Genomic DNA, 13,439 nt, shown 5'->3' on the forward strand with positions numbered 1-13,439 from the left:
TACAAATTTGCAACCATAAAATTCCAAAAACATTTCAATACAAAAATTGAAAGTTGTTTTCTAAATAATAGCCACGAATTCACGAATTAACTTTTTTATAATCTTTGAGCATAATTTCGAATGAATTTGTGTAATTCATTACTCTAATTTATTCAAAATGATTTAGATTAATTCGTGAATTCGTGACGGAAAATTTACAATATAAAAGGCATTTTCTATGTTACAAATTTGCAACCATAAAATTCCAAAAACATTTCAATACAAAAATTGAAAGTTATATTCTAAGTAATAGCCACGAATTCACGAATTTATTTTTTACAATCTTTGAGTATAATTTTGAATGAATTCGTGTAATTCATTACTCTAATTTATTCGAAATGATTTAGATTAATTCGTGAATTCGTGGCGGAAAATCTAGATTATGTCAAAACCACGAATTATTGTTCATTCTTTGAATATGATTTCGGATAAATTCGCTTAATTCAACTTTGCTATTTTTTATTTTCATAAAATTCAATTGAAAAATTGTGAATTTACTCAAAAAAATAGGCTCTAGATTATAAAAGGCATTTTCTATGTTGTAAATTTGCAACCATAAAATTCCAAAAACATTTTCAATACAAAAATTGAAAGTTGTATTCTAAATAATAGCCGCGAATTCACGAATTAACTTTTTAAAAATTAATTAGAAAAATTCGTGACTCGAGCGATAGCGAACAGGCGAAGCAAATTCGTGGCGGATAAAAATTTAGATTATGACGAAGATATTGTATCAACAGGAAAGTTATCAGATAATAGGAATTTTATTTGATGTTCATAGAAATTTAGGTGGAGGCTTTTCTGAAATTGTGTATAAAGATGCTTTAGAATACGAATTTAAAAAAGCTAATATTCCATTTGAAAGAGAAAAAGAATACTTAGTAAATTATAAAGACATTATTTTAGATCATAAGTTTTATGCTGATTTTGTTTTGTTTGATAAAATTATACTTGAAATAAAATCAAGTGATTTTCTACATCCAAAATATATTTCACAATGTCTTAATTATTTAAAAGTTTCCAAAAACAATCTAGCGATTTTGGCAAACTTCAATTCTACTTCACTTGAACACAAACGTATTATTTTATAAAAAATTAGTGAATTCGTGGCAATACAAACAAACTATAAAACTGCTTTACAAAACAAAATCTTCGATATCATTTCGAAAGCTTCTCAAGAATTAAATGTTGACTCTTATGTGATAGGAGGATTTGTTCGTGATTTGCTTTTAAATCGCGGTTCCAAAAAAGACATTGATGTAGTGGCTGTTGGAAGCGGGATCGAACTGGCTCTTAAAGTATCCGATTTACTTCCGAACAAACCCAAAGTTCAGATTTTTAAAACCTACGGAACCGCCATGCTTCGTTTTGAAGATACGGATATTGAATTTGTAGGTGCCCGAAAAGAATCCTATACCCGTGACAGCCGAAATCCGATTGTGGAAAACGGAACTTTACAAGATGATCAAAATCGTCGTGATTTTACAATCAATGCTTTGGCGCTTTCTTTAAACTCAACTAATTTTGGAGATCTTTTAGATCCGTTTGACGGATTAACTGATCTGGAGAATAAAACCATAAAAACGCCATTGGATCCGGACATTACTTATTCTGATGATCCTTTGAGAATGTTGCGTGCCATACGTTTTGCTACTCAGCTCAATTTCGAAATAGAAGAAAATTCGCTGAATGCCATCACAAAAAATGCTGATCGTATCAAAATTATTTCTGGTGAAAGGATTGTAGACGAACTAAATAAAATCCTTTCTACGCCAAAACCATCCACAGGATTTCTGCTTTTATATAAAACCGGACTCTTAGATTTAATCTTACCTGAATTAACAGCATTGAATCAGGTAGAAGAAATTGAAGGCCATACTCATAAAAACAATTTTTATCATACACTGGAAGTGGTGGATAATATATGTCCAAACACAGACGATGTCTGGTTACGCTGGGCCGCTTTACTGCATGATATTGGAAAAGCACCCACAAAACGTTTCAACAAAAAACAGGGCTGGACTTTTCACGGACATGAATTTCTGGGTGGTAAAATGACTAAAAAGATATTTGAACGTCTTCATATGCCGTTAAACCACAAAATGAAATTTGTACAGAAAATGGTGATTATGAGTTCACGTCCGATAGTACTGGCTGAAGATCTTGTAACGGACAGTGCTGTGCGCCGTCTGGTTTTTGATGCGGGAGAAGATGTGGAGAGTTTAATGACTTTATGCGGAGCCGATATCACCACCAAAAACCCCGCGAAATTCAGGAAATATCATAAAAATTTTGAGGTTGTACGTCAAAAAATTGTAGAAGTAGAAGAACGTGACCGTGTTCGTAATTTCCAGCCGCCCATTACAGGCGAAGAAATTATGGAAATTTTTAATCTGCAGCCTTCACGTGAAATCGGGGTTCTAAAAGAAGCGGTTAAAGAAGCTATTTTAGAAGGCGATATTCCTAATGAATACCAGGCCGCTTATGATTTTGTAATTAAAAAGGCAGCGAAGTTAAATTTAACTCCTAAAAAGTAATAAATATGCTTGGTTTTATTATTCTAATCATGCTTTTTATAATGATGACAGTTCCTAATCTTCTTTTTATCAAAAAGCTTAAGGTTATAAATAAAAATACAATAAAGCATAAATTGATTTTTTTTCTCATCAATGTTTTAGCAATAGTAACAATCGCCTTTTTATATATAAAGTTTCAAAATACTATTCTAAAAAAATTCTTAGATATTGATGAAAGTACAAATGGGGGAATAATAATTACATTACTGGCAGTTATCTTATTGAATAGCATACTAAATATATTTATTATAAAAATCTACATAAAAAAAATTAGCAAATCGAGCGAAATCGAATTAATCGGAAAAGAATGAAAAAAGAGAATAAATCAGTAATCATTTGGTTACTATCAGGCTGTGTTTTATTATTTTTAATGGTCGTTGTAGGTGGTATCACCCGTTTGACCAATTCAGGTTTATCAATGACCGACTGGCATTTGGTAACCGATACCTTTCCTCCTTTAACAGAAGCCAAGTGGCAGGCCGCTTTTGATGAGTATAAAAAGTTTCCGGAATATCAAAAAATCAATATTCACAACGATTTTCAATTAGCCGATTATAAATTCATTTATTTCTGGGAATGGTTTCACCGTTTCATCGGACGTATTATTGGATTGGTTTTCTTTGTTCCTTTTGTTTATTTCTTAATCAGAAAAAAATTAGATACCCCAACCATCAAAAAATGTATTGTTCTTTTAGCAATGGGGGGTTTTCAGGGATTTTTAGGCTGGTTTATGGTTCGCAGCGGCTTAATCGATAATCCGGATGTAAGTCATTTTAGACTTTCATTACACCTGACTTTTGCTTTTATCACTTTTGCTTATACGCTTTGGGTAGCTCTGGATTTGATTTATCCTGAAAGAAATATCAATAAAATTTTACCGCTTCGCACCATTGCACGTTATGCTTTAGCTGCCTTATTAATCCAGATCATTTATGGTGGATTTGTGGCTGGATTAAATGCCGGACTAATCCACAATCACTGGCCATTAATGAGCGACGGAGAATTTATTCATGAGTCGGTATTTATTGAGCAGTCCTCTTTGGTAAAAAATTTAATCGAAGGAAAAAGCGGTGTTCAGTTTGTGCACAGAACTTTTGCTTATGCAGTAGTTGTCGTTATTCTTTTTCTTTTCTTTAAAAGCAAAAAATATACACTTACCAATACACAGGCCAACGGAATTAATATTTTAGTTGTTTTTGTATTTATACAATTCCTTTTAGGTGTATTTACTTTATTGTACAGTGTTCCTTTGGCTTTAGGATTAATTCACCAGATTATGGCGTTTTTCCTTCTAAGTGCGATGACATTCACATTACATCGATTAAGCAAATAATATTTTAAACGATACCCAAAAGAGCTGAATTTTTCAGCTCTTTTTTTTTGCGAATATTATATTGATAATATGGTCCGAACCTACGGCTCTCAATATCGGGAACGCATTATTTTTAACCAGATTGATCCCGATAGCTATCGGGAGGAGACCCCGCAAAATGTATCGAACCTATGGCTCTCTAAATTAGGAACGCGCTATTTTTAACCGGATTAAAATCCGGTCCTACAGAATGTGTCGAGCCTATGGCTCTTTTAAAAACAAACAGATTTAATTTAAAAAACAGAAAATTCCGTAGAAATGAAAATATATTATAACAACGAATTTTAATCCCTTGGAATAATAAATCTGCCCTGCATAAAGTCTCAACTAAATTTATAGAACCTGCGCCTCTTTTGAAAATAATCAGATACAACTTAAAAAAAACAGAAAATTCCGTAGGAATGAAAACATATTGTAACAACGGATTTTAATCCGTTAGAATAATAAATCCGCCCTGCATAAAGTTCCTTAGGAACGGCACATCTTACAATCCGCTAAAAACTACCCCAGCCAGGATTTGAAATCCTGTACCTTTTCACGGCTCACAACTACCTCATCCTCTTTGTAACTTGGTAAAATCACTTTTAAACGTGAATTGGTATATACCTGAATTTCTTTAATGGCTTTTAAAGGCACAATAAATTTCCGGCTAACACGAAAGAAATCTTTTTTGTCCAGTTCCTGTTCCAGGATCTCCAGAGTCGAATCGATCAGATAATCCCTGTTTTCGTAAGTATGAATATAAGTTCCTTTATTTTCACTAAAAAAACATTCAATTTCTTCTGTGGTGATCACTTTTAAATGCTGTCCGATCTTAACCGTAAATCTCTTTTTATAGGTCTTTTCAAACGGATTGGATAACATTTGACGAATCTGCTCAAAATCTAACTGCAGGTTTGAAGTTTCTGCTGCTGTTTTTGGGAGCCTGGATTTAAACTTAGAAACAGCTGTTTCGAGATCATCTTCATCAATTGGTTTTAGAAGATAATCTATACTGTTAAGTTTAAATGCTTTTAAAGCATATTCATCATATGCTGTGGTAAAAATAATAGCACTTTTTATCTCTATTTTTTCAAAAATCTCAAACGATAAACCATCTGACAGCTGAATATCCAGAAAAATCAAATCCGGATGGGCATTATTACTGAACCATTCTATTGATTCTTCAACTGAATGCAGCATCGTTTCTACTGTAACATCTAACTTTTCAAGTTTTCTCTGCAATAATCTTGCAGCTGGTTTTTCGTCTTCTATAATTAATGTGATCATTTACTATAATGCAAAAATTGGAAAAATACTAATTCAAAGTTACTCCCATTTATTGGTATTTGCGGCTTCTTTTTCCATATATTTTTGGATTTTTTTCTGCTCCCAGTCAGCGCTGAAGAAAATATCACGTCCAAAAACCGACATAGCATGGGCGGCAAGACCTATTCCCCAGAAGAAGGCTGTCGAATACGTCTGCCAATCCGCCAGACCGCTGGCATGAATGCCTTCTGTAAAAATCTCTTTGTTCAAATTAGCAATGATAATGATGATATTTACAATTAGATATACTCTTAAATGCGAGTAAAACCCTTTTAATCTTTTTACTTTTCTGTAAGCATTATTATAATTTTCATCAGTACTGAACTGGTGTGCATATTCGTCGTACATACGTCTTCTAAAACGTCCCATAATCTTTTATTTTATCTAAATTATTTCCACTTGTTTTTGTTCTCTTTTTCTTTTTCCATGAATTCTTTGATTTTTCTTTCCTCCCAGTCTTTTCCCAGAACCGGAAATACTTCAAAAACTTTTAAGCCATGAATTACAACTCCTATTCCCCACCACATCAACGGCCAGAAAAACCATAAATATTTAGGCGATGTGTACAAATTAATAAAAATCAGAATGGCATTTACCAGTACATAAGCCACCAGATTGCCATAAAACCCTTTAATACTTTCGACTTTCTTTTTGGCCTGAAAGTATTTATCATCTTCATTGAACTTCATTTCCATAATTACTCCCATTTTTGTGTTTTATTTCTCTTTTCTAAAAGACTTCTTAATTTACGTTCTTCCCATTCCCGTCCAAAAATCCGGAAAGAAACAAAGACATCAATGGCGGAACCAATATAAACTGCGGACCACATAATCATTATAAAACAGTTCAAAAACTGAATCGGTAAAAAGTGTAAAGGCAGTTCTGTATATTCTTTTAAGATAAAAAGAATTAAACCAATTACATAAACAAATGTATGTTCATAAAAGGATTTCAGTTTCCGGGCTTTTTTACCGGCCAGCTCCTGAAGTTCCTTCTGTTCCTGATCAGTATTAAAACTAGTTTCCATCTTTATTTTCGAATTTTTCTTTTTCCTTTTCTAAAATTTCCCTGATTTTTCTTTCCTCCCACTCTTTATTAAAAATTGGGGAATAATCAAAAGCTTTCATGGCATGCAGTACGATGGCAATTCCCCAGCCCAGAATCGACCAGATAAACCATAAATATCCTGGTGAAGTCATAAGGTTTACTACCACTAAAACCGGATTTATCAAAGCATAAATCGTCAAATGTTCGTAGAATTTTTTCATTTCTTCTACTTTTTTGTGAGCTCTGTAATAACGTTCTCCTTCTGAATGATTTTTTTCCATAATTACTTCCAGGTTTTTTGATTGTTTTCTTTTTCCAGAATCTCGCGGATCTTTCTTTCTTCCCAGTCAGAACTGTATCCAAATACTTTAAAAGCATGCATGGCCACTCCAAATCCCCATCCTAAAGCCGAAAACCAAAACCATTGAAAATCAGGAGAAAACCTTAAATTTATAAAAACTAAAAACGGAATCACACAGCAGTACGAAATCACATTTCCATAAAATCCTTTTAGTTCTTCTACTCTTTTTTTGGCTCTGTAGTAAGCCTTTGCTTCATCATTATAATCTGCACTTATGTCCATAACAGCAATTTGTTTTGTTAAAATTGGAATCTTAACCGAGAAATTTTTCTCATCCTGTTCAATCTGCACCTTTCTGTCGGTTATAATTCCGTAACGGTTTACAATATTCTGCAATCCAACACCTTGTCGGTCCTGCAGAACCTCTTTTTTCTGAAGATCATTTTGTATGACCAAATAATCCTTGTCAATAAAAATTCTGATATGCAAGGGTCTCTGCTCACTCACTACATTATGTTTTACGGTGTTTTCCAGTAAAAGCTGCAGGGAAAGCGGCACCACTTTGGCATCCGGGTTTATATTAGCGGCAGGCAGTTCGTAAAACAAACTGTTCTCGAAACGCATTTTCAGCAGGTTCATATAGGTTTTCGCAAATGATAATTCATCTTCTACCGAAACCAGTTCCTTGTCTTTCTGTTCTAAAACATACCGGTAAATTTTAGACAAAGAAGTAGTGAAACGCTGCGCATTATCCGGATTTTCTTCAATTAAAGAACTAAGAACGTTCAGGCTGTTAAAAAGAAAATGCGGATCGATCTGATTTTTTAAGCTTTCAAACTTGGCATTGGCCGTTCCTGCAATGATCTTCTGCTGTATAACTTTATTTTCCTGATATGTTTTATAGAAATGTAAAGCGTGAAATATTAACAGAATAATAAAAGCTATAACTGCATTTTCTATATAAGTAGAGGCTTCTTCATTTGCCAGAAAACTTAATATCGGGCGCCTTTCAATTACTACATTTGTAAAAACCCGAAGGACAAAAACAAAGAAAATCGAAACAAAAAAAGAACTTACAAAACCTATAAAAATCCTTTTATTAGAAAATCTGCTGTCTTTAAAAACCTTATCTAAATAAGTAAATAGCGAAGCATTTACAATATACAGCACCACACTGTACAGCATGCAGTACAAGAAAAACACATACAGGCTTTTATTGAAAATGGCAACTCCAAATGAAGCAAAACGAATCAGGAAGGAGAACAGAAAAACGATTCCGCCCACTAACAGCGCCTTAAGTAGATTTGGTTTTAAAGTCATTATTCTTTTAAGTTAAATTATTTACAGTTTTTCTGAACTTCTAAAGCTCTGTCTAATCCCCATTTTGGCGAAAAAGGAGTTTCTGGTTTAAAAGTAGCAAAAAGTTCGATAGCTTTATCAACTTGTGCACAAAGCGGCTTCGTGTCAACCCCTGTCCATTTTGCGCCTCCCAACTGGTAATCTGCCTCACCAAAAACTGCTCTTGGATTATTCGGATCAAGTGCTTTTGCTTTTGCGTAAGCTTCCATCACTTTTCCGGAATATTTCATCCCGTTGGTCATTGGATCCGCCACTACATATCCTGTGTAAATTAAAGCCTGCAGCACATATAATTCGGCATTACTCTGATCTTTGATAAGTTCGATATCCAGGGCATCCTGAGCTTTAGTCAATAAAAGATCAATTTTCGTTTTGTCTTTTTCTGTAAAAACAGCCGTAGCATTTACCATCGCTACATAATAGTTAGGAAGCCAGCTTGATTTTTCTGCCGAAGCAATTCTTTCAAACAAAGCCGAAGCTTCTGCATTTTTGCCTTCTTTCCAAAGTCCGAAAGCTTTTGTCATTCCCTGTTCAAATTGTGTCTGAGCTGTTAAAAGGCTGCAGATAAATAATGCGATTACAGTAATAGTATTTTTCATGTTGTATGGTTTTAATGGTTGTGGATTGGTTTAATATGTCGTTAAAAATTAATCTCTGTTTTTAGATCTTTAGCAGCAGCAAACTTAGCATCTTTGTATGATGGCGGCCCCATAAACCCTTTTGCATCATTAGAGCAGGCAAATTTTTCGGTCGGCATTCCCATTTTATTTTTGTCCAGGATTCCGTTGCTGTTCTCATCATGGAAAGTTGAAATGGCATATTCTCCGGCCGGAACACCTTCAAAAGTTACTGTTGCCGTATTGTTTTTTATTTCAGAAACCACACTTTTATATGGACTTTTCAAAAAAGTATCTTCTGAATTGTACAAACCTACTTTTACAATTCCCGTATCATTTTTTAATCCTGAAACCGAAACGGTAATATTTACATTTTGAGCAGACATCAGACTGCAGATAAACAAGGCGATGATGGTAATAATTTTGGTCATAATTTCTTTTTTTAAGTTAATTAAGATTTTGATTTTTAGTTTTCTATTGATGATTAAAACTCTTTTTTTAGTTACCAAGAAACTGAAGATTCTGACTCATTTGTTTTTTTTTTAATAACTGAATTTCAAAACTTTACTCTTCGTTTCTTTTGTACTTTTAAATTTATACTTCAAAAGTAGCCTGCTTTTTACTCTTTTAAAATTAAATGCTGCTGAGTTGTTGATTTTTGATGATGAATTGTTTTTTTTTAGCTGCTAAGACTCTGAGATACTATCCCGAGGCTTCGGGACTAAGTTTTTTTTAGTTTTCAAAATCTTAGCATCTTAGAACCTTAGCATCTCAGCAACTATAAATTTTTCAACTGATTCTCGCTTTTATTATCACTAATCGTCCAGAAGAAACCTACGAAGAAAAATCGGTCTGCGGTAGGAACAACTGCCTGTCTGTTATACACCCCGTTTGGATCCGGTAATTTTGCATAATCATATCCAAAAACATTTTTTGTTCCCAATACGTTTGAAACAGAGAAATACAATATTTTTTGTGTGGTCAGCAAATACGCCCAGTTAAAACTCAGACTATTGTATGATTTTGTTTTTCCGGCCATAAATTGGGTCTGGTTAGGATCGTTATACGGACGTCCTGAACTAAAACTGTTTGTAAAACCAATTTGTGATTTCCAGTCGGTAATAAAATATTTAGTTACTACAGACAAATTATGATTGGCAACAAAACTTGGGGTCGTCATCGTTGGGAAATTTTTGTATTGTCTTTCAGAATCGATATAGGAATACGAAATCCAGTATTCTAAGTTTTTATACAAATTACTGTCTCTCCAGAATAAATCTAAACCTTTTGCATAACCTGAACCGTTATTATTGAAGACTGAATTGTACTGAATATCTCTTGTATCATACTGCACGAGATTGCTGTAATCTTTATAGTAAGCCTCGGCTCTGAAAGTTTGTCCCGGCTGTGTAAACTGATAGTTAAAAATATAATGTCTTGCTTTTTCACTTTCAAACTGGTGGTATTTCGAATATTTGATATAATCTACCACCGGTGTCTGCGAAAAATCTCCGTAAGCAAATGAAAACTGGCTGCTTTTTGAAACTTTATACGCTAATGACGCTCTTGGTGCTATATTATTTTCATCTAACAAACTGTTATTAGAATATCGTAAACCTACTTTCATCGCCAGTTTTTTAGAGAACAAAATATCCGTTTCGGCATAAGCGGCAAAAATATTAGAATCATATCCGTTAGCCGCATTAATCGAGATATTGTCATTGAAGTTCTCATTGAATCTGGTAATGAAATAATCAGTACCAAATGAAAATTTAAAATGGTTTGATATTTTTTTCTGCAGTTTTAATTTTAGCTGAGCGGCATTTTCATTACTGTCTACATCGTTTATATCGTATTTTATTTTGTTCTTGCTGTAACCGTAGCTCAGACCGGAAGTTAACTGCCACCCTGTTCCAAAAGTTCCTTTATAAGAAGAGTTTAAATAAAAATTATTATTGTTTAAATCAGTTCTTATCGGATTTTCAAAATTGACATTTTTCTGGTTCAGATCGAATTTTTCAGAATCAAAAGAAGCATACAGCTTAAAGATTCCGTTTGTAAAATTATAGCGGTACACTGTTTCACCTCCAAGCGACTGATACGGATTGTTCCAGTCTACATTTTGAGGAATAACCGCCTGATAAGGAGCCAGATTAACATACATCATATTGACACTTAAAGAACTTTTTTTCCATTTTTGTGTATTTCCTAAACTCAAACCTACCGTCATTAATCCGATGTCGGTTTTTTCATGATCGGCCTCGTCCTGTGTATTCAAAAGCAGTACACTTGATAATGCTTCACCGTATTCGGCAGAATAACCTCCTGTTGAAAATGCAATTCCGCTAAACAGAAATGGAGAAAAACGACTTCTTGTTGGTAAATTATTAGTTGTAGCACCATAAGGCTGGGCAACGCGAATTCCGTCAACAAAAGTCTGTGTTTCGCTGGCTTCTCCTCCACGTACAAACAAACGTCCGTCTTCGCCTACCGACTGTGTACCCGGTAAAGTCTGTAACGCTGCGATTATATTTCCGGCTGAACCGGCTGTTGTTACAATATCCAAAGGTTTTAAAACTGAAACCCTTGCTTTATCTCCTGATTCTAAAGTTCCGGCAGTAATAACTACCGCATCAAGAGCATTTACATTCTCTTTCAGTTTTACAATCTGATCTTTTGCATTCGTAACGTCAATTTCTTTTTTAAACGTTTCAAAAAGCAGAAAACTCACTACCAAAAACTGGTTTCCTGATGCAGAAGTTTCAAATGAAAAATCCCCTGTTTCAGAACTTGTAGCTCCGTCGTAAGTTCCTTCTAAATAAATATTGGCCCCGGCAACTGGTTTCCCTTTCTGGTCCACCACTTTTCCTGAAATAGTATTCTGGGCAAAAGTCAAAGTGCTTAGTAATAATAAAATAAAAGTAATTCTGGTTTTCATGATATTGGTTTTTGATGAAGCAAATGTATTTTAACAATTCCTGTTAAAAAATATATAATAACCCAATTGTAGAATTTTGGGGATGAGTTGTAAATATCTAATTCGTATCTTAGCTTTCGTTTCCTTTTAATACATAACCAATGCCTATTGCCCTAGCACAAATACAGCCCGTTAAAGGAAATATTCCGGCCAACATCCAGAAACATCTTCAGTTTATTGAACTGGCGCATACACTAAATGCAGATGCTGTTTACTTTCCGGAGCTCTCCATAACAGGCTATGAACCTGAACTCGCCGAAAAACTCGCCGTTGCATTAAACGATTCCCGTTTTGACGTATTTCAGGAAATCAGTGATCAAAAAACGCTTATTATTGGTATTGGCGTTCCTGCACTGAGTCAGACCGGAATCAGGATTAGCATGATGATTTTTGAACCCGGCCAGCCCCGGAAACTATATGCTAAGCAGCAGCTTCACGAAGATGAATTCCCGTATTTTGAAAATGGATCAGAGCAGATTTTAATTAACCAAAAAACAGCTCCGGCCATCTGCTACGAAAGTTTACAAATGAACCATGCCGACACAGCAGCTCAGCTCGGAGCCCGGATTTATCTGGCCAGTGTTGCGAAATCACAAAACGGAATCCATAAAGCCGATCTGCATTATCCCGAAGTAGCTAAAAAACACCAAATGCCGGTATTAATGGTAAACTCTATTGGCGAATGCGACAATTTTAGGAGCGTCGGATACAGTTCCGTCTGGAACAAAGAAGGTCTTTTAACGGCCCGGCTTAACCATTTACAGGAAGGGATTCTTGTTTTTGATACGGAAACAGAAAAAGTTACCCAACAGCACCTATAACTCTATTCCTTTTTTATACCTTTAAGAATCAAACAATTAAAACAAGATCAGAATGTCAGAAAACAAAAGAATCTCCAATTTATATCAATCAATTTATAATGGAAATCCATGGCTGGAAGTAACTCTGGCGCACACTTTAGAAAATGTAACAGCCGAACAGGCTTATCGAAAAATAAATCCAAACCTCAACACGATCTGGGAAATTGTCAATCATCTGATCCAGTGGAGACGCAATATTTTAAGCCGTATGCAGGGCGAAACCATTATAACTCCGGATCATAATTATTTTGTGCCGGTTTTAGATCCTTCTGAAGCTGCCTGGGAGCAGTCGCTTCAGACTTTAGCAAAATCACAGGATGCCTGGAATGCCTTTTTTGAAGGTTTTGACGATGCCGATCTGGCTAAAATATACATTAACAACGGGCATACTTACTATGAACATATTCATGGTATTATTCAGCACGATGTATACCATTTAGGGCAGATTGTTATTTTGAAAAAACTGCTTTAAAAATTAATAATGATTGACGAAACAATGGACTACCGATGGCAGAAAGTTAAAAATGGAAAACCTTTTCTTGCCGTTGTAAATCTTGAAATCAGTAAAAACGATAATCAAAATGAAATTATAACCGAATACAATGGCAGAGGCTGGGTTGGAATGGGCTGTTTTGCAAGTATTCCGGCAGAAGACGAACCCGGAAAAGGAAGTTTTGCAGACTGGAGAAAAGCGGTTCTAAAGGGACTGGAATTTGTTTTTTCTAAAACAGAGACCAAATGGACCGTTACAATAAAAAAAGTGGAAGGATTAGTTATAACAGATACCAACCCGACTATTGTAGGCTATACCACTATCTTAGCTTTTTGTAAACAAACCAATACAGAATTGGATCCTGACCTAATTAACGAAATTGAAGCCTTTACCTTTAAAAGCTGGGAAGGTAAAAATTATGAAAAAATTCCAAATTTTATAAACTTAGAATATGAGGAAAAAGATGTTGATTACAAACCGTAATCAATAG

Annotated in this window: 16 protein-coding genes; 7 read left to right on the forward strand and 9 right to left on the reverse strand. The window is 34.5% G+C overall.

Translation table 11 applies throughout. The features are described 5' to 3' along the window. Window positions 1-755: 755 nt before the first annotated feature. Genes ACODST_RS17900 through ACODST_RS17915 form a run of 4 tightly spaced genes read left to right on the forward strand, consistent with a single transcriptional unit; the run spans window position 756 to window position 3,948 of the window. Window positions 756-1,130 carry a GxxExxY protein gene (locus ACODST_RS17900; RefSeq protein WP_488933466.1) on the forward strand — a complete coding sequence of 125 codons (375 nt, stop codon included), beginning with the start codon at window positions 756-758 and terminating at the stop codon, window positions 1,128-1,130. A gap of 15 nt (window positions 1,131-1,145) precedes the next feature. After that, on the forward strand, window positions 1,146-2,576 hold the full coding sequence (locus tag ACODST_RS17905; RefSeq protein ID WP_488933467.1) for a CCA tRNA nucleotidyltransferase: 1,431 nt from the start codon (window positions 1,146-1,148) through the stop codon (window positions 2,574-2,576). Between the two features lie 5 nt (window positions 2,577-2,581). Continuing rightward, window positions 2,582-2,926, forward strand: coding sequence for a hypothetical protein (locus ACODST_RS17910; RefSeq protein ID WP_488933468.1), 345 nt, complete (start codon window positions 2,582-2,584; stop codon window positions 2,924-2,926). Next, complete coding sequence (locus ACODST_RS17915; protein ID WP_488933469.1) at window positions 2,923-3,948, forward strand: COX15/CtaA family protein; 1,026 nt, start codon at window positions 2,923-2,925, stop codon at window positions 3,946-3,948. Before ACODST_RS17910 ends, ACODST_RS17915 begins: the two co-directional genes overlap by 4 nt. Window positions 3,949-4,488: 540 nt before the next feature. On the opposite strand, the gene ACODST_RS17920 is transcribed toward ACODST_RS17915, so the two are convergent. The 9 genes from ACODST_RS17920 to ACODST_RS17960 form a co-directional block, all read right to left on the reverse strand. Beyond that, window positions 4,489-5,256 carry a LytR/AlgR family response regulator transcription factor gene (locus ACODST_RS17920; protein ID WP_488933470.1) on the reverse strand — a complete coding sequence of 256 codons (768 nt, stop codon included), beginning with the start codon at window positions 5,254-5,256 and terminating at the stop codon, window positions 4,489-4,491. A 39-nt stretch (window positions 5,257-5,295) separates the two neighbouring features. Then, on the reverse strand, window positions 5,296-5,664 hold the full coding sequence (locus ACODST_RS17925; protein WP_488933471.1) for a 2TM domain-containing protein: 369 nt from the start codon (window positions 5,662-5,664) through the stop codon (window positions 5,296-5,298). 20 nt (window positions 5,665-5,684) lie between these two features. Beyond that, window positions 5,685-5,990: a 2TM domain-containing protein gene (locus tag ACODST_RS17930; protein ID WP_488933472.1), complete on the reverse strand. Its 306-nt coding sequence runs from the start codon at window positions 5,988-5,990 to the stop codon at window positions 5,685-5,687. 2 nt (window positions 5,991-5,992) lie between these two features. Continuing rightward, window positions 5,993-6,322, reverse strand: a complete 330-nt coding sequence (locus ACODST_RS17935; protein ID WP_488933473.1) for a 2TM domain-containing protein — start codon at window positions 6,320-6,322, stop codon at window positions 5,993-5,995. Then, the gene (locus ACODST_RS17940; protein WP_488933474.1) at window positions 6,312-6,623 is read right to left on the reverse strand and encodes a 2TM domain-containing protein; all 312 of its coding nucleotides are present in this window, start codon (window positions 6,621-6,623) and stop codon (window positions 6,312-6,314) included. Before ACODST_RS17940 ends, ACODST_RS17935 begins: the two co-directional genes overlap by 11 nt. 2 nt (window positions 6,624-6,625) lie before the next feature. Then, on the reverse strand, window positions 6,626-7,963 hold the full coding sequence (locus tag ACODST_RS17945) for a 2TM domain-containing protein (protein ID WP_488933475.1): 1,338 nt from the start codon (window positions 7,961-7,963) through the stop codon (window positions 6,626-6,628). Between the two features lie 17 nt (window positions 7,964-7,980). Further along, window positions 7,981-8,601, reverse strand: coding sequence for a hypothetical protein (locus tag ACODST_RS17950; RefSeq protein ID WP_488933476.1), 621 nt, complete (start codon window positions 8,599-8,601; stop codon window positions 7,981-7,983). Window positions 8,602-8,642: 41 nt separating this feature from the next. Beyond that, the gene (locus tag ACODST_RS17955) at window positions 8,643-9,050 is read right to left on the reverse strand and encodes a DUF2141 domain-containing protein (RefSeq protein ID WP_488933477.1); all 408 of its coding nucleotides are present in this window, start codon (window positions 9,048-9,050) and stop codon (window positions 8,643-8,645) included. A 347-nt stretch (window positions 9,051-9,397) separates the two neighbouring features. Beyond that, the gene (locus ACODST_RS17960) at window positions 9,398-11,557 is read right to left on the reverse strand and encodes a TonB-dependent receptor (protein WP_488933478.1); all 2,160 of its coding nucleotides are present in this window, start codon (window positions 11,555-11,557) and stop codon (window positions 9,398-9,400) included. Window positions 11,558-11,697: 140 nt separating this feature from the next. Here ACODST_RS17960 and ACODST_RS17965 point away from each other — a divergent pair, with 140 nt between their 5' ends. From ACODST_RS17965 to ACODST_RS17975, 3 genes are read left to right on the forward strand one after another with little or no spacing between them, the layout of a single operon-like run. Further along, complete coding sequence (locus tag ACODST_RS17965; RefSeq protein ID WP_488933479.1) at window positions 11,698-12,417, forward strand: carbon-nitrogen hydrolase family protein; 720 nt, start codon at window positions 11,698-11,700, stop codon at window positions 12,415-12,417. Window positions 12,418-12,469: 52 nt separating this feature from the next. Further along, window positions 12,470-12,928 (forward strand): DinB family protein, encoded by a 459-nt coding sequence (locus ACODST_RS17970; protein ID WP_488933480.1) that lies wholly within the window; start codon window positions 12,470-12,472, stop codon window positions 12,926-12,928. 9 nt (window positions 12,929-12,937) lie between these two features. Beyond that, entirely contained in the window at window positions 12,938-13,432 is a 495-nt protein-coding gene (locus tag ACODST_RS17975; RefSeq protein ID WP_488933481.1) for a hypothetical protein, read from the forward strand. Window positions 13,433-13,439: the final 7 nt, after the last annotated feature.

The organism is Flavobacterium sp. FG19 (assembly GCF_057809475.1).

Coding starts and splice junctions, on each gene's coding strand:
- ACODST_RS17900 (WP_488933466.1), top strand. CDS start 756: ATGACGAAGATATTGTATCAACAGGAAAGTTATCAGATAATAGGAATT.
- ACODST_RS17910 (WP_488933468.1), top strand. CDS start 2,582: ATGCTTGGTTTTATTATTCTAATCATGCTTTTTATAATGATGACAGTT.
- ACODST_RS17915 (WP_488933469.1), top strand. CDS start 2,923: ATGAAAAAAGAGAATAAATCAGTAATCATTTGGTTACTATCAGGCTGT.
- ACODST_RS17920 (WP_488933470.1), bottom strand. CDS start 5,256: ATGATCACATTAATTATAGAAGACGAAAAACCAGCTGCAAGATTATTG.
- ACODST_RS17925 (WP_488933471.1), bottom strand. CDS start 5,664: ATGGGACGTTTTAGAAGACGTATGTACGACGAATATGCACACCAGTTC.
- ACODST_RS17930 (WP_488933472.1), bottom strand. CDS start 5,990: ATGGAAATGAAGTTCAATGAAGATGATAAATACTTTCAGGCCAAAAAG.
- ACODST_RS17935 (WP_488933473.1), bottom strand. CDS start 6,322: ATGGAAACTAGTTTTAATACTGATCAGGAACAGAAGGAACTTCAGGAG.
- ACODST_RS17940 (WP_488933474.1), bottom strand. CDS start 6,623: ATGGAAAAAAATCATTCAGAAGGAGAACGTTATTACAGAGCTCACAAA.
- ACODST_RS17945 (WP_488933475.1), bottom strand. CDS start 7,963: ATGACTTTAAAACCAAATCTACTTAAGGCGCTGTTAGTGGGCGGAATC.
- ACODST_RS17950 (WP_488933476.1), bottom strand. CDS start 8,601: ATGAAAAATACTATTACTGTAATCGCATTATTTATCTGCAGCCTTTTA.
- ACODST_RS17955 (WP_488933477.1), bottom strand. CDS start 9,050: ATGACCAAAATTATTACCATCATCGCCTTGTTTATCTGCAGTCTGATG.
- ACODST_RS17960 (WP_488933478.1), bottom strand. CDS start 11,557: ATGAAAACCAGAATTACTTTTATTTTATTATTACTAAGCACTTTGACT.
- ACODST_RS17965 (WP_488933479.1), top strand. CDS start 11,698: ATGCCTATTGCCCTAGCACAAATACAGCCCGTTAAAGGAAATATTCCG.
- ACODST_RS17970 (WP_488933480.1), top strand. CDS start 12,470: ATGTCAGAAAACAAAAGAATCTCCAATTTATATCAATCAATTTATAAT.
- ACODST_RS17975 (WP_488933481.1), top strand. CDS start 12,938: ATGATTGACGAAACAATGGACTACCGATGGCAGAAAGTTAAAAATGGA.